Here is a 21,457-nt window from a genome sequence, read left to right as displayed (position 1 = left end):
GAGAGGGTAACCATGAACGCCGAGGTCCGTGCCTTCGTCGTCGAGCAGCTCGCCGACATGAACTACGACGTCGAGGGGCTCGACGACGACACCACGCTGGGCCCGTCCGGCGTCGACCTGGAGTCGCTCGCCCTGGCCGACCTGTCCGTCCGGGTCGAGGACCGGTACGGCCTGACCTTCGCCGACGACGAGTCGGAGAAGCTCGCCCTGATGACGGTCGGCGAGTTCACCACCATGGTCGCCGACCGCGTCGCCGAGGCGACGAGCGACAAAGCCTGATGACCGGTCAGCCCGACCTGGGGCGAGCTGACCTGCTGACCATGCTCGCCGAACTCACCGCGAAACCGGCCGCCGAGGTGCCCGACCGGATCGGCTCGATGGAACTCGCCTGGCTGGTGCACCTCGTCGAGCAGCGCTACGAGCGGCGGATCGACCTCACCGACGACGAGCTGGCCGGTATCCGTACCGTCGACGACGCCCTGGCGGTGTTCCGGGCGTCGTTGACCGCTCCCGCAGATGGTTGAGTCGCGTACCGCCCAGCTCACCGGCGTACACGCGGTCAGTGCCCTTGGTCGGGGCGCCGACGCGCAGCTCGCCGGCGTGCTGGCCGGCGTGCCGGCGTTCGGCCCGGTGCGCCGCTTCGACACCGCCGCCCGTCGAGTCACCGTGGCGGCCACGCTGCCCGACGTCGGTCCGCTCCTCGACGAGCTGGCCGCCGCCGTCGACGCGGCCTGCCAAGCGGCCGACCTGGGCCGCTCCCACCGGAGCGACTGCGCGCTGCTGCTCGCCGTGCACGGCGCACCGGACGCGCCCGCGCTCGCCCGCCAGCTCGCCACCCGCAATGGACTGGGCGGTGGCACCCGGGTCTACACCAGCGCGTGCGTCTCGGCGAGCACGGCGGTGGCCGACGCCGCCGCGCTGATCGCCCGGGGCGACCTCGACCGGGCCGTGGTGGCGGCCGGCTATCTGGTGGAGCCGGACCAGTTCGCGCTCTTCGACGCCGGGCGGGCCCTCGCCGTCGACGGGGCGGTACGCCCGTTCAGCACCGGCCGTCGAGGGCTGCTGCTCGGCGACGGCGTGGCCGCCGTGGTGCTGGAGTCCCACGCGGCGATCCGCCGGCGCGGCGCCGAGCCGGTGGCCAGCGTGGCGGGGTGGGCGCGGACCGGAGACGCATTCCACCCGTGTCAGCCGGACCCGACCGGAGCCGGGCTGGCGCGGGCGGTCGGCGGGGCGCTGCGCCGGGCCGGGCTGCCGCCGGAGGCGGTCGGGTACGTCAACGCCAACGCCACCGGCACCGCGCAGAGCGACGCCTCCGAGGCGACGGCACTGCGCCAGGCCCTCGGCGAGCACGCCTCACGGGTCCCGGTCAGCTCCACCAAGGCGCTGCACGGGCACGCGCTGGAAGCGTCCGGACTGCTCGAACTGGTGGTCACCGTGCTGGCGCTGCGCGACGGCAAGCTGCCGGTCAACGCCGGCTGGCTGGGCCGGGACGAGCACTGCCCCCTCAACGTCATCACCACCGCTCCCCACCCGGCCACCACGCCCCACGCACTGACCCTGAACGCCGCCTTCGGTGGTGCCAACACCGCTCTCCTGATCGGCCTCCCATGACCACCCCCACCCCAGCCCCGCGATCTTGCACTTTCGGCCCGGACGAATCAGGCGAAGTACGCGAATCAGCGACCGAAACTGCAAGATCGCCGAAGGAGGGGGAGCGGGTGCGCGCGGAGGCGCGGTGGTCCGAGGTCGGGGACGGTGCTGCGCCGGGGGTTGCCGGGTTTGTCCACTCGGGGTTCGCGCCCACCGTCGTGGCTGTCGCCGAGCGGTGTCTGCGGCAGCGGTACGGCGTCGGACCGGTGCCTGCGGCGGTGCGGACCGGGGTCGTGCTGGTCAGTGCCAGCGGGGACCGGGTCAGCGCCGAGCACGTCCGGGCCACCGTCGAAGCCGGCGGGCGGATCGGCCCGTTGTTCTTCTTCCAGTCCGTGCCGAACAGCGTCGCCGGGCACGTCGCGGCCCGCTGGGGGCTGCGCGGTCCGGTGGTCTGCCTGAGCCCGACCGGGGACCCGCGCGCCGACGGCATCGCCGAGGCGGACCTGCTGCTGTACGACGGCGACGCCGACGAGGTGTTGCTGATCCTGATCGAACAGGCACCCGACACACCCGCCGAGGCGGTCGCGGTGCTGCTGGGGGGAGGAGCACGGTCATGAGGACAAGGGGACTGCGGGGCGCGTTGGCCGCCGACACCGAGGTGGGTGCGGGCAACGTGCTGGCCCGGGTGCTGGCGCACGGCGCGGACCCGGACGGGCCCGGGCTGACCTTCGACACGGCTGTCGACGGGCACCCGGCCGAGGCGCCGTTCACCCTGGGACGGCTCGACGAGCGGGTCGCCTCCCGGGCCGCCTGGCTGCACGAACGCGGGGTACGCCCACGCGACCCGGTCGCCGTGTGGGCCACCACCGCCGCCGACATGGTGCTCAGTTTCCTGGCGCTGGCCCGGCTCGGCGCGATTCCCGCGCTGATGAACGGCAAGCTCCGCCCGGAGATCGCCGCCGAGTACATCCGCCGGCTGCGGGGCGTCGGTGTGCTCGCCGACGACGCGCACACCGCGTTGCTGGCCGGGCACGACCTCGGCGTACCGCTGCTCGGCACGCCCGCGCAGGCCGGTACGGGCGACCCGGCCGCCGCCCCGGCGCACTACCGGCACCACCCCGACGACCCGATCGTGATCACCCACACCTCCGGGACGACCGGCGTGCCCAAGGCGGTGCTGCACTCACACGCCAGCCTGTTCGCCGCCACCCGGCACCTGCTCGCCATGCCGCAGGCGCAGGGCACCAAGCGGATCCTCAACGCGTTGCCGGCCCCGCACACCGCCACCGTGTTGATGGTCAACCAGGCGCTGGGCAACCGGGCGGAGATGTTCCTCCTGTCCGAGCAGGGCGGTGAGCAGATGCTCGACGCGATCCAGCGCTGGCGCCCGGACGGCGTGTTCGGGTTCTCCGTCACCTGGGCCGAGCTGGCCCGCTTCGACCTGTCCGGGTACGACCTGGACTCGGTGCGGCTGTGGTTCAACACCGGCGACGCGTCACACGAGCCGCACATCCGCAAGCTGGTCGCGGTGGGCTGGCGGGACACCATCACCCGCGACGGGGTGGCCCGGGTGCCCGGCTCGGTCTTCATCGACGGGCTGGGCTCCAGCGAGATGGGGCACTCGATGTTCCACATCACCCACCGCGCCGACACCGACCGGTACGGGCGCTGCATCGGCCGGCCGTACCAGTTCACCAAGGTCGCGGTGCTGGACGCCGACGGCGAGCCGGTGCCGACCGGTGAGGTGGGTTTCCTGGGCATCGACTCGCCGTCGCTGTTCCGGGGCTACTGGAACGACGCGGTCACCACCTACCGGTTCCGGCAACGCGGCTGGTACCTGACCGGCGACCTGGTCTACGCCGACGCCGACGGCCGCTACTACCACCTGGACCGCGCGGTGGACTCGGTCGACGCCGGTGACGGGCGGCGGTTCTTCACCGCGCTGTCCGAGGAGCGGATCCTCGCGGCCTGCCCGGACGTCACCGACTGCACCGTGGTGATCGTCGCCGAGGCCGGCGGGGTGGTCACCGACGTGCTGCTCGAGGTGGCCGCCGGCGCCGACGAGGCCGAGGACCGCACCGAGCGGGTACGGGCGGCGCTCGGCGAGGACGTCGGCGCCACGCTGCGCCGGGTCGTGCCGGTGCGCTCGGCCGACATCCCGGTCACCGTGACCGGCAAGGTCCGCAAGGTCGCCCTGCGCGAGCAGTACCTCACCGAGGCGTCCTCATGACCGCCCTGATCACCGGGATGGGCCTGTTCACGCCCGCCGGCCGGGGCGTCGAGGAGACCTTCGACGCGTTGACCAGCGGGCGGTCCGGGCTGACCCGGCCGCCCGACGGGCACCCCGTCCGGGAGTCGTTGGAGGTCGCCGGCCTGCTGCCCGACATCGACCCGCGTACGGTCGCGTCCGGGCCGGAGACCCGGGTGCTGGACCGGATCGTGGTGCTCGCACTGCTCGCCGCCGCGGACGCGCTCGCCGACGCCGGCATCGAGGTCGGCCGGGACGTCGAGCCGGACCGCGTCGCGGTGATCGTCGGCGGCGTCGGTGGAATGGCCACCCTGGAGTCCCAGGTGCTGGCCCGGGCCGCCCGGGGTCGGGCCGCGGTCAGCCCGTACCTGCTCACCGGGATCCTGCCCAACATGCCGGCGGCGCGGATCGCCATCGCGCACGGCATCCGCGGCTACAGCTCGTCGGTCGGCACCGCCTGCGCGTCCGGCGCGCAGGCGGTCGCCGACGGTGTCCGGCTGATCCGCACCGGGGAGGCCGACGTGGTGCTCTGCGGGGCCAGCGAGGCGCCGCTGTTCCCCACGTTCGCCGACACCTTCGGCAACGCCCGGGCGCTGGCCCGTGCCGGTGCCGACCCGAGCCGGGCGAGCCGGCCGTTCGACCGGACCCGCAGCGGTTTCGTGTTGGCCGAGGGGGCCGCGCTGCTGGTGCTGGAGAGCGCCGAGCACGCCGCCGCGCGCGGTGCCACCGGGTACGCCGAGGTGGCCGGCTACGGCGCGACCACCGACGCGTACCACCCGACCGCGCCCCGCCCGGACGGCGCTGGCGCGGCGGCGTGCATCCGACGCGCGCTGGACAGCGCCGGGGTGCCCGCGGCGGTGGTCGGCTACGTCAACGCGCACGGCACGGGCACCAAGCTCGGCGACATCGCCGAGACCACCGCCCTCGCAGAGGTCTTCGGCGTCGGTGGCGTGCCGGTCAGCTCCACCAAGGCGCTCACCGGCCACCTGCTGGGCGCCTCCGGGGTGCTGGAGGCCGCGGCCACCGCGCTGGCGCTCGGTCGGGGGCTGCTGCCCCCGACGTACCACCTGGACGACCCGGACCCGGCCTGCCCGGCGGACCACATCCGTGGCACGCCGCGCAAGGCCGATCCGGAGTACGCGCTGACCAACTCGTTCGGGTTCGGTGGCCAGAACGTGAGCCTGCTGCTCGCGCGGGTCCCCGAGCCGAGGAGGTGATCGACGCGGCACCCCGGGCGCGCAGCGCCCGGACGGCACAACGGGGGGAACCGTGGGAAGGGCTTCAGGGGACATGGACATCCGTGGGATTGACCACATCGAACTCTACGTGGGGGACGCCCGGCAGGCGGCCTTCTACTTCAGTACCGCCGTCGGCTTCCAGGTCTGCGGCCAGGGCGGCCCGGAGACCGGCCTGGACGGGCAGCGCTCGCTGCTGCTGTGCCACGGCGACATCCGGCTGCTGCTCACCTCCGGGCTGAGCGCCGAGCATCCGGCATCCCGGTACGTGCAGCGGCACGGCGACGGCATCGCCGTGGTCGCCGTCGAGGTCGACGACGTCGCCTCCGCGTACGCCGAGCTGCTCGGTCGGGGCGCGACAGGGGTGACGCCGCCGACCAGCCGCACCGGCGCGGACGCCGAGGTGGTGACCGCCGAGGTGGACGGCTTCGGCGACGTGCGGCACCGCCTGGTGCAGCGCCGCGGCGACCGGAGCGAGTTCCTACCCGGCGGCATCGCGCCCACTCCGTTCCAGGCGGACGGTGACAAGGCGCTCCTCGCCGAGATCGACCACCTGGCCGTCTGCGTGCCACCCGGGCAGCTCGACGCGACGGTCCGGCACTACCAGCGGCTGTTCGACTTCGGAGAGATCTTCGAGGAGCACATCGAGGTCGACGGGCAGGGCATGAACTCCAAGGTGGTGCAGAGCCCGTCCGGGCAGGTCACCGTGGTGCTGCTCGAGCCGGACCACACCCGCCGGCCGGGCCAGATCGACGCCTTCCTCGACCAGCACGCCGGGGCCGGGGTGCAGCACCTGGGGCTGCGGACCGACGACATCGTCACCGCGGTCGAGACGCTGGGGCGGCGCGGGGTGCGCTTCGCCGGCACCCCCGGCAGCTACTACGACTCGCTCGAAGCTCGGGTCGGTCGGGTGGACGCGCCGCTGAACCGGCTGCGTGACCTGGGCGTCCTGGTCGACTCCGACCACGGCGGCCAACTGTTGCAGATCTTCGCCGAGTCGATGCACGTCCGCCGAACGCTCTTCCTGGAGCTGATCGAGCGGCGCGGCGCGCGGGGCTTCGGCAGCGGCAACATCAAGGCGCTCTACGAGGCCAAGGAGCGGGAGTTGGCGGCCGTGGCGGCCGCACCACAGGGGGTGGGGGCGTGACCGCGACAGAGTTCGAACCGGTGCTGACCGCCGAGGAGGAGGCGCTGCTGCCCTCCGACGACGACGTACGGCACTACGCCGAGCACGGCTGGTACCTGTCGGGAAAGCTGCTCACCGACGACGAGGTCGATGCCCTCGCCGCCGCCACGCAGCGCTACTACGACGGTGAGCGGGACCGTCGACTGCCGGTCCGGCCGCCGAAGCTGGCCTACTGGGAGCAGTCCTTGGGCCCGGTGCAGCGGCACAACGACTACGTCCACCACGAACACGACGGGCTCGGCGCGATCCTGCGCAAGCCGCTGATCGGCGCGGTCGCCGCCCGGCTCGCCCAGGCCGACGAGATCCGGGTGTTCCAGTCCACGCTCATCTACAAGCCGCCGATCTCCGGCGAGCCGAGCAACATCGTGCCCTGGCACTTCGACAAGCACTACTGGGCGGCCCTGTCGTCGGAGAAGATGCTCACCGCGTTCATCCCCTTCCACGACTGCGGGGAGGAGATGGGCACCATCACGATGGTCGACGGCTCGCACCGCTGGCGGGAGATTGGCGCCGACGACACCGTCGTGCGGCACTTCGCCGACCGGGATCGCAGCCAGCTGGAGGAGATGCTGGCCGAGAACGCGGCACACAACGGCGCCGAGATCCGCAAGATCCCGATGGTGATCCCCAAGGGGCACATGAGCTTCCACCACTGCCGTACCTACCACGGCAGCGGACCCAACGTCAGCGGTCGGCCCCGCCAGGCGATCTCGCTGCACCTGCAGGACGGCGACAACGCCTGGCGGGAGTATCCGCTCTCGGACGGCACGCTCGCCGCGTACAACCACGACGTGCTGGTCCGCCGCACCCACGACGGGCGGCCGGATTACGCGGACCCCGACTACTGCCCGGTCATCTGGCGCCACCGCGCCCAGCAGGGAGGCTGAGACATGTCACGGTACGACTGGGGTAGGACCCACCCGGGGATCGAGCGGCTGGAGCGGGCGGTGACCGAGCGGCGCGACGCCGTGGTCAAGCACCCGCTGTACGCCAACCTGGACACCCACGAGGCGCTGGTCACCTTCATGGAGCACCACGTCTTCGCGGTCTGGGACTTCATGTCGCTGCTGAAGTCGTTGCAGCGTCAGCTCACCTGCGTGACCGTGCCGTGGATCCCGACCGGCCCGACCGGCAGCCGCCGCCTCATCAACGACATCGTGATGGTGGAGGAGAGCGACGAGTTGGGTGAGGGCTACATCAGCCACTTCGAGCTGTACGTGCAGGGCATGCAGGAGGCCGGTGCGGACACCAGCGCGGTGAACTCACTGATCGATCTGCTGCGTGCCGGTCGTCCGGTCACCGACGCGCTCACCGAGGCCGGGGCGCCGGCCGCGTCGGCGGCGTTCGCCGCCACCACCTGGCAGATCATCGAGTCGACCCCGGTGCACTGTCAGGCGGCGGCCTTCGCGTTCGGCCGGGAGGACCTGATCCCGGACATGTTCACGCAGGTGGTGGCGGTCAACGAGCGCAGCAACAAGCTGCACAAGTTCGTCGACTACCTGGAGCGGCACATCGAGGTCGACGGCGAGCAGCACACCCCGATGGCCATGCAGATGCTCGCCGACCTGTGCGGCGACGACGACACCAAGTGGCAGGAGTGCGCCGACACCGTCAACACCGCGCTGGCAGCCCGGTCCCGCCTCTGGGACGACATCCTGGCCGCCGTCAAGGGGCCCGCGTGACCGACGCCGACCCGGTCCGGCTCTACCGCGCGGTCCGGCTGATCCGCCGGTTCGAACAGCGGGCGGTGGAGCTGGTCCACGGCGGGCAGATCGTCGGCGGCATCCACCCCTACCTCGGTCAGGAGGGGATCGCCGCCGGCGTCTGCGCCGCGCTGGGTGTCGACGACGTGGTCGCCGGCACCCACCGTGGGCACGGGCACGTCCTGGCCCGGGGCGCCGACCCGGCGCGGATGATGGCCGAGCTGTGTGGCCGGGTCACCGGCCTCAACGCCGGGCGGGGCGGCTCGATGCACGCCGCCGACTTCAGCCTCGGTGTGCTCGGCGCCAACGCCATCGTCGGCGCGTCCGGGGCGATCATCACCGGCGCGGTGTGGGCCCGACGGCGCCAGGGCCAGGACACCGTCGGGGTGAGCTTCTTCGGCGACGGCGCGGTCAACGAGGGGATGCTGCTGGAGGCGTTCAACCTGGCCGCGCTCTGGCGGGTGCCGGTGCTGTTCGTCTGCGAGAACAACGGCTACGCCACCACCATGCCGGTCGTCGGCGCGGTGGCCGGCACCATTGCCGGCCGGGCCGCCGCGTTCGGTATCCCGGCCGTCGAGGTCGACGGCCAGGACCCCGAGGCGGTCCGCGTCGCCGCGGCCGCCGCCGTCGACCGGATGCGCGCCGGTGGCGGCCCCGAACTGGTCGAGGCCCGGACCTACCGCTTCGACGCCCACCACACTTTCGAACACGCGGTACGCCTCGACTACCGCCCGCCCGACGAGGTGGCGCGCGGCCGGGCCCGGGACCCGGTGCGCATCCAGGGCGAACGGCTCGCCGACGACGAGCGGACCACCGTGGACGCCGAGGTCGAGGCGACCCTCGACGCGGCGGTGCGGTTCGCTCTGGCCAGCCCGGAGCCGGACCCGGCCGACGCGTTGGCGTACCTCTACGCCAGCGGCCTGACCGCCCGCGCCGGAGGTGGCTGATGCCGCGGCTGTCGTACCGGCGGGCGTTGACCAGGGCGCTCGCCGACGAGTTGGCCCGCGACGAGGCGGTGTTCCTGCTCGGCGAGGACATCCAGGTCGGCGCGTCGCTGGTGACAACCGGGCTGGCCAAACGGTTCGGGAACGAGCGGGTACGCGACACCCCGCTGTCCGAGCAGGCGTTCACCAGCTTCGCCACCGGCGCGGCGCTGGCCGGGCTGCGGCCGGTGATCGAGTTCCAGATCCCCTCGCTGCTGTTCCTCGTCTTCGAGCAGATCGTCAACCACGCGCACAAGTTCCCGCTGATGACCGGCGGGCAGTGCAGTGTCCCCGTCACCTACCTGGTGCCCGGCTCCGGCTCGCGTACCGGTTGGGCCGGGCAGCACTCCGACCACCCGTACAGCCTCTTCGCCCACGTCGGCGTGGTCACCGTCGTGCCGGCCACGCCGGCCGACGCGTACGGGCTGCTGGTCACCGCGATCCGGCACGACGACCCGGTGGTGCTGTTCGCCCCGGCCGGCGCCATGGACCTCCGGGAGGACGTCTCCGATCTGGAGCCGGTGCCGCTGGGCCGGGGCCGGATCCACCGTTTCGGGGACGACGTCACGGTGGTCGCGATCGGGCACCTGGTGCACGACGCGCTCGCGGTGGCCGAGGAACTGGCCGACCAGGTCTCGGTGGAGGTGTTCGACCCGCGCACGCTCTACCCGTTCGACTGGGACGGGTTGACCGAGTCGGTGGCCCGCACCCGGCGGCTGGTGGTGGTCGACGACGGCAACCGCACCTGTGGGATGGCCGCCGAGATCATCGCGACGGTGGTGGAGCGGGTGCGGCTGCTCGCGCCACCGCGTCGGGTCACCCGCCCGGACGGGGCGGTGCTGCCGTTCGCCCCGGCGCTGGACCGGGCCGTCCAACCCGGCCGGGACCAGCTCGCCACCGCCATCCACCTGACGATGAAGGACGAGACATGACCGACCCGAACTACCCGTGGCCGTCGGCCGACCAGGCCTGGACGGACCTGCCGGAGCCGGCCCGTCGAGCCATGGTGGCCAGCGGCGCGGCAGCCTGGGAGCGGGTCTTCCACGGCCGGGCCACCTACAACAAGCAGTGGCGGCTGGCCCGCCCCCCGGTGCTCACCGCCGACGCCTGGCGGGAGCTCAACGAGGTCTGCGACCGGCTGGCCCAGCTCATCCTGGACGCCTGCCGACGTCGGGTGGGCACCGCCGGTGAGCTGCGCCGGCTGCTCGGCGTACCGCAGGGGGAGACCCGGCTGCTGGACGAGGCCGAGCCGCTGAGCGAGGCGCTGCTCGCCGCGTACCGCCCGGATGTGCTCTTCTCCGGGGGAGTGCCCCGGTTCGTCGAGTACAACATCGACAGCAGCCTCGGCGGCGGCTTCGACGCCGACACCGTCATCCAGCGGTTCGCGCAGCTCTACCGGGAGCAGGGCATCCTGGACGGGCTGCCGGTGCGGGCCGCGCCGTCCCTGCTGGACCAGCGGTTCGTGGCGATCCGCGAGGAGTTGCGGCTGCCCGAGGGTGCCCGGGTGGCGCTGCTCATGGACTTCGACGCGGACTATCCGGGCCTCGACGACCCGGAGACGTTCATCCGGATCCTCGACCCCCTCGCCGTACGGGCCCGGGACTTCGGCATCGACCTGGTCATCGCCCCGGTGTCCACCGCCACCCTGGACGCCGACCAGCGGCTGGTGGTCGACGGCGCCCCGGTGGACGCGCTGTTCCGGCTGTTCGTGCCCAACCGGGTCACCCCGACCGCCGGCCTGGACGCGGTGGCCGGGGCCCTCGCCGCCGGCACACTACCGATGTTCGTCTCGGCGGCGGCCTGGCTGCTCGGCAACAAGGTCACGTTCGCGTGGCTCTGGGAGGACGTGGACGGGCTGCCCGCCGACGACCAGGCCCTGATCCGCCGCCACGTGCCGTACACGGTGCCGCTGACCGAGGCGGTGCTGGACCGGGCGATCGCCGAGCAGAGCGAGCTGGTGGCGAAACCGGCCGACGGCTCGGCCGGGATCGGCGTGCTGATCGGCCCGGAGCTGAGCCCGGCGGCCTGGGCCGAGGGGGTACGGGCCGCCGTGGACCGGGGCGGCGCGATCCTCCAGCAGTACCTGCCGGCGGACGTGGTGCCGATGGACTTCGTGCAGATCGAGACGGGGGAGACGGTGACGGCCGACGTCCCGTACAGCCTGGCCCCGTACCTGTTCGGCCGGCGCGGCTCCGGCGGCCTGGCAAGAGTCGGCTACCCAGGCTGCGACGGCATCCTCAACCTGGCCCACGGCGTCCTCCTGACCGGCATCCTCCTGCACGACTAGCTCCGCCCTCCTCTGTTGATCATGAGGTTAGCGGCACCTCGGGCCGCTTTCGGCCCCGCCAACCTCATGATCAGCGAGGCTCGCGGGGGAGGTGGGCGGACAGGCGGCGGAGGGTTTCGGCGGTCGCTACGGCGTCGCTGCGGGCGCTGCCGTGGCGGCCGTCGGTGCTGTACATGCTCGGGTCGACCGTCAGGGGATGGTCGGTCAGGTGCACGTGCAGGGTGCCCAGTCGCTCGGCCAGCTGCGCCGTGTGCGCCGAGAGCCGTCGCATCCGCTCCTGAAGGCCGGCACGCAGCGGCTCGGGCACCGCTGGGCTGTACGACACGTCGAACATGCCGATCGTGACCACGTCCGCGCCGACGTCCCGCAACGCGCCGATCATCACGGTGAGCTCGGCGTCCACCGCGTCCGCGTCGTACGCCGGATGGAAGGCGTCGTTGCCGCCGCACACCACCAGCGCGAGGTCCGGCTCGAAGGCCAGCGCCGGCGTGAGCTGCTCGGCTCGGACCTGGTGTGCCCGCAGGCCACGCCGGCCCAGATTCCGGTACGCCAGCTCGGGGCGGACGGCGGCCAGCTCGGCGGCGATCCGGTCGGCCCACTGCACGTCCGGATAGCCCGGCGTCGGCTCGCACATGCCCTCCACGACGCTGTCGCCGAGCGCCACGAACCGCCGCCAGGGGTGCCTGCGCAGCAGCTCGGCGGCCTCCCCGCGACGAAGGCAGTACGGGTCCGTCGATTCGGTGAGCGTCGATGGCATGCCGGAACGCTAGCCGACCCGAGGTGCGCCGACCAGAGCCCGGCCTGCCGGCCGGTGCGGCCGGTCAGCTCGGCAGCCTGACCTCGGCCAGGTAGACGCAGGTCCGGTCCTCGTGCGAGGAGTAGTAGCTGACCCACAGCGCCTCGTCGTGCCAGACCAGGCCGGGATAGCTGGTGTCGCCGCCGGAGGGCAGCGCGACCAGTTCGGTCAGCTCGCCGTGCTCGGGGTCGACGGCGCAGATCGCGGTGCGCACCGCGTCGTCGAGCAGGCGTACCCCGGCCAGCAGCCGCCCGTCAGGCAGCCGCAGCAGGGTTGGCCCGCCTACCTGCACGCCCAGGTCGGTCCAGGTCCAGTCCCGGTACGGCGGCAGTGCCCGGCCGAGCTGCGCGGTGGCGTCGTCCCCGTCGCGGCGCAGCAGGCAGTGCGCCGTGCCGTCCGGGTCGAAGACCAGCCCCGACTCGTTGGGGTAACCACCCTCGAACATCGTCGACACCCACGGTTGCAGGTTGATGCCGTCATCGCTGCGGTAGAGCCGGGCGTACCGCGGGTCCCGGGTGGCGTATCCGACGCCGTACATGACGTCGTCGTGCCAGGCGGCCTGCCACACCCAGACGCCCGGTTCGCCGACGGGGACCGGGTCACCCCAGGCGTGCCCGTTGACGGAGAGTGCGGTCACCGTGTGGAACGTCTTGGTGGTCTCGCCGGTGGCGGCGGCGGCCAGCAGTTGCAGCCGCCCGTCGGGCCGCAGGACGAAGTGCGGGTCCCGCAGGTCGACGCCGTCCTGCCGCACCGTCGCCGCCGACGCCCACGACCGCCCGTCGGTCGAGGTCAACACCCGGATCACCCCGTCGTCGGAGAGGTGCGTCCGCGCCTCGCGGAAGGCGCAGAACCACCTCCCGGCGTACCGGATCAGGTCGGTGAACGCGTTGTGCGGCGCGCTGTCGCCGATCCGGTGCACGGCGGTGACCTCGGCGGTGGTGCGACGGGTGGGTGACGACGTCATGCGCGGCGGCCTCCTGGGGCGCGGGCAGAGCGGGGGCGTGGCGGTCGCCGACGGTAGCCGCCCACGCCGACGCCCGCGCGGCCAACAGGCGAACGCGCGACGAACTAGCGACCGGTCCCCGGTCGACGGGGCTTCATCGTGCGCCCGTCGGGGACCCGAGCTCACTCCTCCAGGGGGCGCAGCATGAGGGCGTCGATGCTCGCGTCGAACGGCTGCGGGTCGATGTCGCCCTCGTAGACGAGAGCCAGGGTGCCGGTGGGCAGGTCGGGCGAGACGCAGTACAACAGGTTGGTGCCGTTGCTGGTGATGACCAGTAGGCGGGTCGAGGCGATGTCCTGCTCCTCGTCCCAGCCCACCAGGCCGTCGGGTTCCTCGGCCCACTCCGCGTACGTGTTCATCTCGGCGACGTGTGCCAGCCCTCCGGAGACGCCATCGGGGTAACTGAAGCCGGCGTGCACGGTCTGGAGGAACGTCTGCACGGCGGCGGGGAAACGGTCCCAGAACCGTGGTTCGCGGAACTGCCGGGGGTCCCAGCCCAGCCAGACGACCACCTCGTCAGCGCGACCGCGGACGACGTAGATCAGCGCCAGATCGCCGGCTGCCCGGCCGAGCCGGACGTCCAGCAGCCGGCTGCAGAACTCACCGAAGAACTGCGGCACCAGGCCGGTGAAGTCCAGGGTCCACCGGGCCAGGGCCGCCGCGATCCGCTCCTCGGCGGTGGCCGCCGTGACCACCGGCAGCCACTCCGGGTGCAGGTCGTCCGGTACGCCGGCGACGAGGCTCAGCGCGGGGGCGAAGGCGGCGTCCAGGATCGCCTCGTCGGTGACGATGGGCAGGCCACTCACTGTTGACTCTTGAGCAGCTTGTTGATGATGTCCTGGAGTTGCCGGTAGACCCGGGCCTCCAACCGGACCTGAGCGGCCTGCCAGGCAGGGTCGAACTTGGTCAGCGCTCCCACGCTCCGCGATCCCTTACTCGTGTTGGCCCATCCCGACATCCACTGCAGATTCACCGGCGCGGACGCCACCCGGAACATGTTCTGGGGGGTCAGCTTCATGAAGTTCTGCATGTAGATCATGCGGGCGAGCGGGACGATGTGATCGGGCGACACGCCCGGAGCCCCCGACCTCGGCCAGACGCCGACGACCCGGCCGAGGGCGGATGGGTCTGCGGCGCCGGCAGTGGGCATCCGCTGACCCTGCAGCGTGTAGGGACGCCAGTTGCGAGGGTCTCCCGGCGAATAGTTCCGAAGGACATCGAAGACCGCGCGTTCGGGGTTGGTCTTCGGGACGCTCCACGTATTTCCACCCCCGATCGGCGTGGTGCGCGGTGGGAAGTTCGGCGGGATCTTCCTCAGTGCCGCCGTCAGGTCGCTCAACTCGCGCGCCGTCGGCTGGGTGAAGGTGGGCGATCCGGGCCGCTGGTCCGCCATGGCGGCGATCGCGCTGATGCAGGCGGTGAGCGCACTCGTGGCTTGGGTACGCGCCGCGCCGAGGCTGGCGGCCTCGGCGTTGTACGCGTTGTAGGCGGCGGCCTGCCGCGGCAGGGTGAACACGTGCGGCTTCGCGTTGTGCACCTTGATCTGGGCCAGGACGCGTTCCACGGCGCCTTGTTGCGCGGCGCAGGCGTCCTTGTCCCAGGGTGCTGCCGACGCTGGCACCGCCCCGGCCGTCACCAGGGCGAACAACAACGTCAGCGCGGTGACGACGCGAGCGATCGGCTTGAATCTGCTGGTGGTCGGCAACCCCCGTACCGCCCTTACTTCCGTAGATCCCCGTTCATCTACATCGGAGCATAAGCGGGTTCACGCCAGATATCAGTCACGGCCTATGCTGATCAGACCCGGAAGAAGGTCCGATATAGGCGAAGGGGTGAGATGACCGACCACCCGGACACTCCCGCCGATCCGGTGCCCGAGCCGCGAACGCCACCCGAGCCGCCGCCACCGACGGTGCCGCCGCCACCGACGGTGCCGCCGACCGAGCCGCCACCGACCGAGCCGCCACCGCCGCCACCGACCGAGCCGGCGCCGCCGGCGGCGACCGAGCCGCCGCGCGGTCAGCGGCGCCGCGTCATTCTCATCGCGGGTGCTGCTGCCGTGGTGGTGGTTCTCGGCGTGGTCGCCGTGCTCGTCGTCACCGCGCTGCGCCACCGCGGCGACGCGAACAGCGACGAACGCGCGATCACCAGCCTGGTCAGCGAGTTCGCCGCCGCCATCGACACCGCGGACCAACCGAAGCTCGCCGAGCTGCTGTGCCCGGAGGAAGCCGCCACGCTCGACGACGACGAGGTCGACATCCACCCGGAGGCGAACGACCCGATCGAGATGCCCGCGGAGCACCGGATGCGGGTCACCACCACCGGGGTCAGCGTCACGGGCGACACCGCCACCGCGCTGGTCACCGTGGTCGGCCAGGAGCCGGTGACGCTGCACTTCCGCAAGCACGAGAAGCGCTGGACGGTGTGCGACCCGAGCGCGGGGCAGCCCACCGTCAGCTCGGCGCCGAACTGACCGCGAGCAGCTCGCCGAGCACGTAGCGGGCTGCGCCGGAAATTCGCCTGATAATTCGGTGCGGGGTGGGTTGATGGCACGAACCGGGCGCCCTACCGCACCGCTGGTGTTGACCGATGAGGAACGCGTGACGTTGACCCGGTGGTCGCGCCGGGCGAAGTCCTCGCAGATCCTCGCTATGCGGTCTCGGATCATCCTGGCGTGCGCGGAAGGCGCCTCGAACACTGATGTAGCAACGGCTCTGGATGTTCATCTGTCCACCGTGGGTAAATGGCGGCGGCGGTTCCTGGCCGAACGTCTCGACGGGTTCATCGATGAACAGCGTCCCGGTCGGCCGCCGTCGATCGCCTTGGACGAGGTCGAGGAGGTCGTGGTCGCCACTCTCGAGCAGGCCCCGCGTAACGCCACGCACTGGTCGCGCACCTCGATGGCAGAACGATCAGGGCTGTCGACGTCAACGATCGGCCGGATCTGGCGCGACTTCGGCCTCAAACCCCACCGGGCCGATACGTTCAAGCTGTCCACCGAACCGCAGTTCATCGAAAAACTCGTCGACGTCGTCGGCTTGTATCACCATCCACCCGAGCGAGCCGTGGTGCTCTGCGTGGACGAGAAATCCCAGATCCAGGCCCTCAACCGCTCGCAGCCGGTCCTGCCGATGACGCCCGGCATGCCCGAACGCCGGACTCACGACTACCACCGCAACGGCATCACCAGCTTGTTTGCCGCGTTTGACATCGCCGACGGCACGGTCATCAGCCAGTCGCACCGCCAGCACCGGGCGGTCGAGTTCAAGAAATTCCTGATCACGATCGACAAGACTGTGCCGGCTGAGCTCGACATCCACCTGGTCTGCGACAACTACGGCACCCACAAAACCCCCGCCGTCCGAGCCTGGCTCGCGAAACACCCCCGCTTCCACATGCACTTCACCCCAACCGGCTCGTCCTGGATCAACCAGGTCGAACGCTGGTTCGGCTTCCTCACCGATCAGAAGATCCGCCGCGGCACCCACAAAAGCGTGCAGGCGTTGGAAGCCGATATCCGGTCCTGGATCGCTGACTGGAACAGCCATCCGCGGCCGTTCATCTGGACCAAGACCGCCGAAGAAGTCCTGGAATCACTCGCCCGATTGTGTAGGCGAATTTCCGGCGCAGCACACTAGACAGGCAGCGGCTCACTTGCCCCTGGCGTGTTCGATGGATATCGGGCTCCACAACGGATACGAGCGGTGGGGGCCACGCAATCGGTGTGCGCGCCCTATCGTCGTGATCGATGTCGGAACCGAGAAGAGGAACCACCGTGCGTCGAACGAGAGACCGTCACTGGGTTGCCGTGGCAGCGAGGCTGTCCGTCAGCATCCTGCTCCTGGCTCTACTACCCGTTTTGGGTGCGCCATCGGCGTCGGGCGCGGTGCACCGTCCGGTGCCGGCAACCCAGGAGCCCATCATCATCAACGACTACAGGTTCTCGGCCGGTTTTTCCTCCGTGCAGGGCGACAGCCAGTGGTCCTACCAGCAGTGGAACGGATCCACATACTCCAACATGACGTGGGACGCGTCACGCGACGGCTGGCGCGGGAACTGCACGTTCTGCATCATCACCCGCGACTGGGTGCACCCGGACAGCAACGACTCGGTCATCGTCTGGCAGGCACCCCGCAGCGGTCGGATCGCCGTGCGCGGCGTCATGGACCACGGCCTCGACACCCGGGACAGCGACGGCGTACGCACCTTCATCCGGATGAGCAGCGCGGGGGGATTGAGCAAGATCTGGCCGTCGGCCGACGCCCAGGTCATCCGGCCAGGATTCACCACCCAGCATGTGCTCACCACGAACGTGGCAGCCGGCGACCGCCTCTACTTCCATGTCAACCAGGGTGCCAACTCGGGATACGACACCCTGTCCTGGGATCCCCGGATCAGCTACGACTTCGAGCCCAAGTTCACCCTCGACCAGGCCGAGGTGGTGATGGCGCCGGCCGACTACCAGCGGGTGGGCATAACCCTGGCGCAAGACGCGAGCCTGTCGGTCGTACCCAACGGGACGAACCTTGACTTCTACCACTCGAGCGGCGACGTGATCCAGAAGTTCCGGGGCACGCTCCAGCAGCCGGCGCAGACGCCCGTGTACAACGGCAACCGGTACACCAACCCGCGCGGGTTGGCCGGCAAGTGGTGGATCGCCAACACCTACGAGACGCCGGAGGGGCACATCCTGGCGTTCTGTCACATCGAGTCCGCCGACGTCGCGGCCACCGGCTGGTGGGTGCTCGGTCTCGCCTACTCCACCGACGGCGGAAACACCTTCCAGAAGCTCGGCTACACCATTGGCCACGAGGTCAAGGACACCGGACACAACATCAACATCGGCGGCGTGCCGTACGTGGTCCGGGACGGCTACTTCTACGCCTACTTCGAAGAGGGGGCGGAGCACGTGGCCCGCGCACCCGTCGCTGAGGTGCTCGCGGCGGCGAAACGCGGCGAGGTCAGCCCGTGGTGGAAGTACCACAACGGGGCATGGAACGAGCCGGGAATGCACGGCAGAGCCACGCCCGTGCTGCCGTTCAGTCCGAACCACTTCTACATGACGCACGGCGACGCCGCGTACAGCACGTACCTCGGGAAGTATCTGCTCAGCTCGTACAACCACGGGGCGGGCAAGGGGGTGTATCTGGCGACGTCGGACGACGCCGTCAGCTACGACGTACCGTCCTGGATCCAGACGGGCAGGTGGGAGCGGGAGGAGACCCTCTCGCCCTACCAAACGATCGTCAACGTCGACGGCACCGACAATGGTGTGGTCGGCCAGTCCTTCTACGTCTACTACAGCTACCGGGCGAGGACGATCGGACTACCCGAGGCCGAGTTGCCGGCGAACTGGCGGTGGCTGTACCGGCAGAAGGTGACGCTCAACAGCGCCGGCTTCGACGGGAACACCTTCGACGCCAGTACCGGCTTCACCAACAAGCAGGGCGAGAACGGCTGGCGCTACGCCGAGTACACGTCGTCCGGCGGGTACACCGACCTGCGCTGGGACGCCGATAGGTACCGGTGGAACGGATCGGCCACGTTCCTGATGGCTACTTCCTACACCCAGCACCCCGCCGACGGTGGCCGGGACTCCGTACGGACCTGGACCGCTCCCCGCGACGGAACCGTACGCGTCGACGCCGCGATGGGCGGCATCCGGCTGGGGCCCGGCGGCAACGGCGTCGGTGTACGTATCGCGAGAGGAGGCACCCCACTCTGGCCCACCGCCGGTTACCAGGCTCTCGCCCCGGACACCGTGCACGCCTTCCAGCCAGTCGACATCACCGTCGCCAAGGGGGACGTGCTGGCCTTCCACGTCAACTCCAACGGCGACACGGCCTTCGACACCGTCATCTGGGCGCCCACCATCACGTACCAGGCCGGCTAGAACGTCGCATGCCCGTATCACTTTGGGGCAGTACCCCGCGGTGATACGGGCATGCCCCGGAGCGCGGCTCCGCGCACAGGAGGGGCGGGCGTAGCGGTCAGCGTCCGCAGCCGACCCGGTTCGTGGCGAGGGCGATGTCGTCCAGCCACAGGTCGAAGTGGTCCGGTGTCGGGCCGCCCTGGTAGAGCTGCCAGCCGATCTTCACCGTGTCGGCCCGGGGCAGGACGAAGTCGACCGGGTTGCCGCCATGCTCGGTGATCATGACGGTCAGGTCCGGCTGGGCGACGCCGTGGCCGCGTCGACGTCGATGGCGTCACGGAAGGCAGCCCGGCTGGCACCGGCGCCGGGGGGTCTGCGCTCATCCGACCGAGCCCGCGCAACCCCGTCGCACCCCGCGACCCCGTCGCACCCCGCAACGCAGTTCCCCGACCAGGTGAACACGGGTGCCGGCTTCGGGTTGGAGAGTGCGGGCCAGGAGTGGGGACACCTGCTCGCGGCCGCGTGCGAGCGGGTGCGTCAGGTGGCGGGCCAGGGCGGCCACGGCGAGCAGTGCCAGCACGGTGCACACGCCCAGCCAGCCAAGGTGGGTGTAGGCGGTGGCGCCGAGCCAGGAGCCCATGCTGCCGCCAAGGTAACCACACGTCATGTAAGCGGTGTTGAGTCTGCTGCGCGCCCCGGGGCGCAGGGCGTAGATCCGCACCTGGTTGGCGACCATGCTGGACTGCATCCCGACATCGAGGAGCAACGTGCCCAGCACCAGGGCCGCGAGGCCCAGCGCCCCGCCGAGGCCGCCGAACGCGAGCACGACGCTCGACGCGACGACCGTGACCAGGCAGATCAGATTGACCGCGTCCGGCCCCCGGCGGTCCACCTGCCGTCCCGCGAGTGGCGTGCAGAGCATCGTCGCCGCGTTGACCAGCGCGAGCACCCCTACCGCGGGTGCGCCGAGGCCGTACGTCGGGCCGGTCAGCAGCAGCGCGACGCCGGTCCAGACCGCGGAGAAGCCGGCGAACACGGTCGCCTGGTAGAAGCAGGAGCGACGCAGCTCCGGTTCCGTACGCAGCAGTCGCAACGACTCGGTCACCAGCGCCGGGTACCGGGACCGGTGCCCGGACGGCGGGCGTGTCGTGGGTAGTACGCGGGCCATGACCACGGCGATGAGCAGCACGATCGTCGCGGCCACCAGGTAGGGGGCCCGCCAGCCCAGCCAGTCGCCGATGGTCCCGGCGGCGGTCCGGGACAGCAGCATGCCGCCGATCGAGCCGCTCAGCAGCGTGCCGCTGACCCGACCTCCCTGGTCGTCAGCCACCAGGCCGGCGGCCATCGGACCGATGATCGGCGCGACCACGGCGGTGACCCCCACGAGGGCGCCCGCACCGACGAGTGGCGGCAGCGCGGGTGCGAGGCTCGCGGCGAGCAGCCCCGCCCCGGTGAGGCCGAGCAGGGTGACGATCAGCGGCCGGTGCGGGAGCCGGTCGCCGAGCGGCACGAGGAGGAAGATCCCGGCCGCGTAGCCGAACTGCGTCGCCGTCACCACCAGCGCGGCCGAGTCGGGGCTGACCCCCAGGCCGGAGGCGACCAACGGGCTGATCGTCTGTGGAAAGTAGATGCTGCCGACGGCGACGCCGCACGTGACGGCCAGCAGCAGAATGAGTCGGCGGCTCATGCCGCACCTCCGCCTTCGAGATCGTTGGCCATGTCAGTCCACCGGCCCGCCAGCGACGTAGATAACCTGGCCGGAGACGAATCCGGCTTCGGGGCTGACCAGGTACGACGCGGTGTGCGCGATGTCCTCGGGCTGGCCGACCCGGCGCACCGGGATGGTCTGCGCCACGATCCGCTGGTGCTCCTCGAAGCTGCGGCCCCGCCGCTGGGCCCCGACCCTGGTCATGTCACTGACCACGAAGCCTGGCCCGATGGCGTTCGCCGTCACGCCGTGCTTCCCGAGCCGCAGCGCGAGCGATTTGGTGAAGCCGATCAGACCGGCCTTCGCGGCGGCGTAGTCAACGCGGCCGGAATCGCCGAGTGCGGAGATGCTCGACATGTTGACGATCCGTCCCCAGCCGGCCGCCATCATGTATGGGGTCACGGCCCGGGTCAGGAAGAACGCTCCGCGCAGGCTGACCCCGGTGACCGCGTCCCACTGCTGGGTGCTGGTCTCTTCGACGCCGGCGTTGGGGCCGCCGATGCCGGCGTTGTTGACGAGCACCGTCGGTGCTCCCAAGTCGGCGGCGATCCGAGCGACGACAGTGGCCACGGCGGTCTCGTCGTTGACGTCGGCGGCGTACGCCCGCGCTGTACCGCCGTCGCGGGTGATGGCCTCCACGGTGCCCGCGCAGTCTTCCTCGACGAGGTCGACCACGGCGACCGCGAGGCCGTCGCGCGCCAGACGCCTGGCCACCCCGGCGCCGATGCCGCGGGCCGCACCCGTGACGATCGCCGTGCCCAGCCGATTGGTCGCGTCGGTCATGTTGATCTTTTGTGTCATGACTGGAAGTCCACCGCACGGGTCGGTGGCCGCCAAACGATGTAG

General features: G+C 71.3%; 22 protein-coding genes. 15 read left to right on the top strand and 7 right to left on the bottom strand.

The window, feature by feature from the left end; all coding sequences use genetic code 11:
- Positions 1-12 precede the first annotated feature (12 nt).
- The 12 genes from V6V47_RS11290 to V6V47_RS11235 all read left to right on the top strand — a co-directional run bounded on the left by V6V47_RS11290 (position 13) and on the right by V6V47_RS11235 (position 11,232).
- Complete coding sequence (locus V6V47_RS11290) at positions 13-279, top strand: acyl carrier protein (RefSeq protein ID WP_334628062.1); 267 nt, start codon at positions 13-15, stop codon at positions 277-279.
- The gene (locus V6V47_RS11285; protein ID WP_334628061.1) at positions 279-524 is read left to right on the top strand and encodes an acyl carrier protein; all 246 of its coding nucleotides are present in this window, start codon (positions 279-281) and stop codon (positions 522-524) included. Before V6V47_RS11290 ends, V6V47_RS11285 begins: the two co-directional genes overlap by 1 nt.
- Positions 517-1,611: a beta-ketoacyl-[acyl-carrier-protein] synthase family protein gene (locus tag V6V47_RS11280; RefSeq protein WP_334628060.1), complete on the top strand. Its 1,095-nt coding sequence runs from the start codon at positions 517-519 to the stop codon at positions 1,609-1,611. Before V6V47_RS11285 ends, V6V47_RS11280 begins: the two co-directional genes overlap by 8 nt.
- A gap of 107 nt (positions 1,612-1,718) precedes the next feature.
- Positions 1,719-2,207 carry a beta-ketoacyl synthase chain length factor gene (locus V6V47_RS11275; RefSeq protein ID WP_334628059.1) on the top strand — a complete coding sequence of 163 codons (489 nt, stop codon included), beginning with the start codon at positions 1,719-1,721 and terminating at the stop codon, positions 2,205-2,207.
- Entirely contained in the window at positions 2,204-3,820 is a 1,617-nt protein-coding gene (locus V6V47_RS11270) for a class I adenylate-forming enzyme family protein (protein WP_334628058.1), read from the top strand. The genes V6V47_RS11275 and V6V47_RS11270 overlap by 4 nt, the downstream gene beginning before the upstream one ends.
- A complete protein-coding gene (locus V6V47_RS11265; protein ID WP_334628057.1) occupies positions 3,817-5,055 on the top strand; it encodes a beta-ketoacyl-[acyl-carrier-protein] synthase family protein in 1,239 nt (412 codons plus the stop codon). The genes V6V47_RS11270 and V6V47_RS11265 overlap by 4 nt, the downstream gene beginning before the upstream one ends.
- A gap of 73 nt (positions 5,056-5,128) precedes the next feature.
- Complete coding sequence (gene hppD / locus V6V47_RS11260; RefSeq protein WP_334628056.1) at positions 5,129-6,220, top strand: 4-hydroxyphenylpyruvate dioxygenase; 1,092 nt, start codon at positions 5,129-5,131, stop codon at positions 6,218-6,220.
- Positions 6,217-7,146, top strand: coding sequence for a phytanoyl-CoA dioxygenase family protein (locus V6V47_RS11255; RefSeq protein WP_334628055.1), 930 nt, complete (start codon positions 6,217-6,219; stop codon positions 7,144-7,146). Before hppD ends, V6V47_RS11255 begins: the two co-directional genes overlap by 4 nt.
- A 3-nt stretch (positions 7,147-7,149) precedes the next feature.
- Positions 7,150-7,941 (top strand): DUF3050 domain-containing protein, encoded by a 792-nt coding sequence (locus V6V47_RS11250; protein ID WP_334628054.1) that lies wholly within the window; start codon positions 7,150-7,152, stop codon positions 7,939-7,941.
- Positions 7,938-8,909, top strand: coding sequence for a thiamine pyrophosphate-dependent dehydrogenase E1 component subunit alpha (locus tag V6V47_RS11245; protein ID WP_334628053.1), 972 nt, complete (start codon positions 7,938-7,940; stop codon positions 8,907-8,909). Before V6V47_RS11250 ends, V6V47_RS11245 begins: the two co-directional genes overlap by 4 nt.
- Complete coding sequence (locus V6V47_RS11240) at positions 8,909-9,877, top strand: alpha-ketoacid dehydrogenase subunit beta (RefSeq protein ID WP_334628051.1); 969 nt, start codon at positions 8,909-8,911, stop codon at positions 9,875-9,877. The genes V6V47_RS11245 and V6V47_RS11240 overlap by 1 nt, the downstream gene beginning before the upstream one ends.
- A complete protein-coding gene (locus V6V47_RS11235) occupies positions 9,874-11,232 on the top strand; it encodes a hypothetical protein (protein ID WP_334628050.1) in 1,359 nt (452 codons plus the stop codon). Before V6V47_RS11240 ends, V6V47_RS11235 begins: the two co-directional genes overlap by 4 nt.
- A gap of 70 nt (positions 11,233-11,302) precedes the next feature.
- Here V6V47_RS11235 and V6V47_RS11230 read toward each other — a convergent pair whose 3' ends face one another.
- The 4 genes from V6V47_RS11230 to V6V47_RS11215 all read right to left on the bottom strand — a co-directional run bounded on the left by V6V47_RS11230 (position 11,303) and on the right by V6V47_RS11215 (position 14,736).
- Positions 11,303-11,989 carry an SGNH/GDSL hydrolase family protein gene (locus V6V47_RS11230; protein ID WP_334628049.1) on the bottom strand — a complete coding sequence of 229 codons (687 nt, stop codon included), beginning with the start codon at positions 11,987-11,989 and terminating at the stop codon, positions 11,303-11,305.
- 64 nt (positions 11,990-12,053) lie between these two features.
- Entirely contained in the window at positions 12,054-12,992 is a 939-nt protein-coding gene (locus tag V6V47_RS11225) for a sialidase family protein (protein WP_334628048.1), read from the bottom strand.
- Between the two features lie 161 nt (positions 12,993-13,153).
- Entirely contained in the window at positions 13,154-13,837 is a 684-nt protein-coding gene (locus V6V47_RS11220; RefSeq protein WP_334628047.1) for a hypothetical protein, read from the bottom strand.
- Complete coding sequence (locus tag V6V47_RS11215; protein WP_334628046.1) at positions 13,834-14,736, bottom strand: hypothetical protein; 903 nt, start codon at positions 14,734-14,736, stop codon at positions 13,834-13,836. Before V6V47_RS11215 ends, V6V47_RS11220 begins: the two co-directional genes overlap by 4 nt.
- Positions 14,737-14,868: 132 nt before the next feature.
- Here V6V47_RS11215 and V6V47_RS11210 point away from each other — a divergent pair, with 132 nt between their 5' ends.
- The 3 genes from V6V47_RS11210 (at position 14,869) to V6V47_RS11200 (ending at position 18,924) form a co-directional block, all read left to right on the top strand.
- A complete protein-coding gene (locus V6V47_RS11210) occupies positions 14,869-15,504 on the top strand; it encodes an Rv0361 family membrane protein (RefSeq protein WP_334628045.1) in 636 nt (211 codons plus the stop codon).
- A 73-nt stretch (positions 15,505-15,577) separates the two neighbouring features.
- Positions 15,578-16,669, top strand: a complete 1,092-nt coding sequence (locus tag V6V47_RS11205) for an IS630 family transposase (RefSeq protein ID WP_334628044.1) — start codon at positions 15,578-15,580, stop codon at positions 16,667-16,669.
- 380 nt (positions 16,670-17,049) lie between these two features.
- Positions 17,050-18,924 (top strand): hypothetical protein, encoded by a 1,875-nt coding sequence (locus V6V47_RS11200; RefSeq protein WP_334628043.1) that lies wholly within the window; start codon positions 17,050-17,052, stop codon positions 18,922-18,924.
- 97 nt (positions 18,925-19,021) lie between these two features.
- On the opposite strand, the gene V6V47_RS11195 is transcribed toward V6V47_RS11200, so the two are convergent.
- The 3 genes from V6V47_RS11195 to V6V47_RS11185 all read right to left on the bottom strand — a co-directional run bounded on the left by V6V47_RS11195 (position 19,022) and on the right by V6V47_RS11185 (position 21,412).
- Positions 19,022-19,186 (bottom strand): hypothetical protein, encoded by a 165-nt coding sequence (locus V6V47_RS11195; protein ID WP_334628042.1) that lies wholly within the window; start codon positions 19,184-19,186, stop codon positions 19,022-19,024.
- Positions 19,187-19,282: 96 nt separating this feature from the next.
- Positions 19,283-20,590: an MFS transporter gene (locus V6V47_RS11190; protein ID WP_334628041.1), complete on the bottom strand. Its 1,308-nt coding sequence runs from the start codon at positions 20,588-20,590 to the stop codon at positions 19,283-19,285.
- A gap of 33 nt (positions 20,591-20,623) precedes the next feature.
- Positions 20,624-21,412: an SDR family NAD(P)-dependent oxidoreductase gene (locus tag V6V47_RS11185; RefSeq protein ID WP_334628040.1), complete on the bottom strand. Its 789-nt coding sequence runs from the start codon at positions 21,410-21,412 to the stop codon at positions 20,624-20,626.
- Positions 21,413-21,457: the final 45 nt, after the last annotated feature.

It is taken from the genome of Micromonospora sp. CPCC 205539, assembly GCF_036906815.1.
In the GTDB taxonomy this organism is placed as follows: Bacteria; Actinomycetota; Actinomycetes; order Mycobacteriales; family Micromonosporaceae; genus Micromonospora.
This window is presented reverse-complemented; position numbering and strand designations above follow the sequence as displayed.

Coding starts and splice junctions, on each gene's coding strand:
- V6V47_RS11290 (WP_334628062.1), top strand. CDS start 13: ATGAACGCCGAGGTCCGTGCCTTCGTCGTCGAGCAGCTCGCCGACATG.
- V6V47_RS11265 (WP_334628057.1), top strand. CDS start 3,817: ATGACCGCCCTGATCACCGGGATGGGCCTGTTCACGCCCGCCGGCCGG.
- V6V47_RS11195 (WP_334628042.1), bottom strand. CDS start 19,186: ATGATCACCGAGCATGGCGGCAACCCGGTCGACTTCGTCCTGCCCCGG.
- V6V47_RS11190 (WP_334628041.1), bottom strand. CDS start 20,590: ATGAGCCGCCGACTCATTCTGCTGCTGGCCGTCACGTGCGGCGTCGCC.
- V6V47_RS11230 (WP_334628049.1), bottom strand. CDS start 11,989: ATGCCATCGACGCTCACCGAATCGACGGACCCGTACTGCCTTCGTCGC.
- V6V47_RS11210 (WP_334628045.1), top strand. CDS start 14,869: ATGACCGACCACCCGGACACTCCCGCCGATCCGGTGCCCGAGCCGCGA.
- V6V47_RS11205 (WP_334628044.1), top strand. CDS start 15,578: ATGGCACGAACCGGGCGCCCTACCGCACCGCTGGTGTTGACCGATGAG.
- V6V47_RS11280 (WP_334628060.1), top strand. CDS start 517: ATGGTTGAGTCGCGTACCGCCCAGCTCACCGGCGTACACGCGGTCAGT.
- V6V47_RS11240 (WP_334628051.1), top strand. CDS start 8,909: ATGCCGCGGCTGTCGTACCGGCGGGCGTTGACCAGGGCGCTCGCCGAC.
- V6V47_RS11270 (WP_334628058.1), top strand. CDS start 2,204: ATGAGGACAAGGGGACTGCGGGGCGCGTTGGCCGCCGACACCGAGGTG.
- V6V47_RS11285 (WP_334628061.1), top strand. CDS start 279: ATGACCGGTCAGCCCGACCTGGGGCGAGCTGACCTGCTGACCATGCTC.
- V6V47_RS11225 (WP_334628048.1), bottom strand. CDS start 12,992: ATGACGTCGTCACCCACCCGTCGCACCACCGCCGAGGTCACCGCCGTG.
- hppD (WP_334628056.1), top strand. CDS start 5,129: ATGGACATCCGTGGGATTGACCACATCGAACTCTACGTGGGGGACGCC.
- V6V47_RS11235 (WP_334628050.1), top strand. CDS start 9,874: ATGACCGACCCGAACTACCCGTGGCCGTCGGCCGACCAGGCCTGGACG.
- V6V47_RS11185 (WP_334628040.1), bottom strand. CDS start 21,412: ATGACACAAAAGATCAACATGACCGACGCGACCAATCGGCTGGGCACG.
- V6V47_RS11250 (WP_334628054.1), top strand. CDS start 7,150: ATGTCACGGTACGACTGGGGTAGGACCCACCCGGGGATCGAGCGGCTG.
- V6V47_RS11200 (WP_334628043.1), top strand. CDS start 17,050: ATGACGTGGGACGCGTCACGCGACGGCTGGCGCGGGAACTGCACGTTC.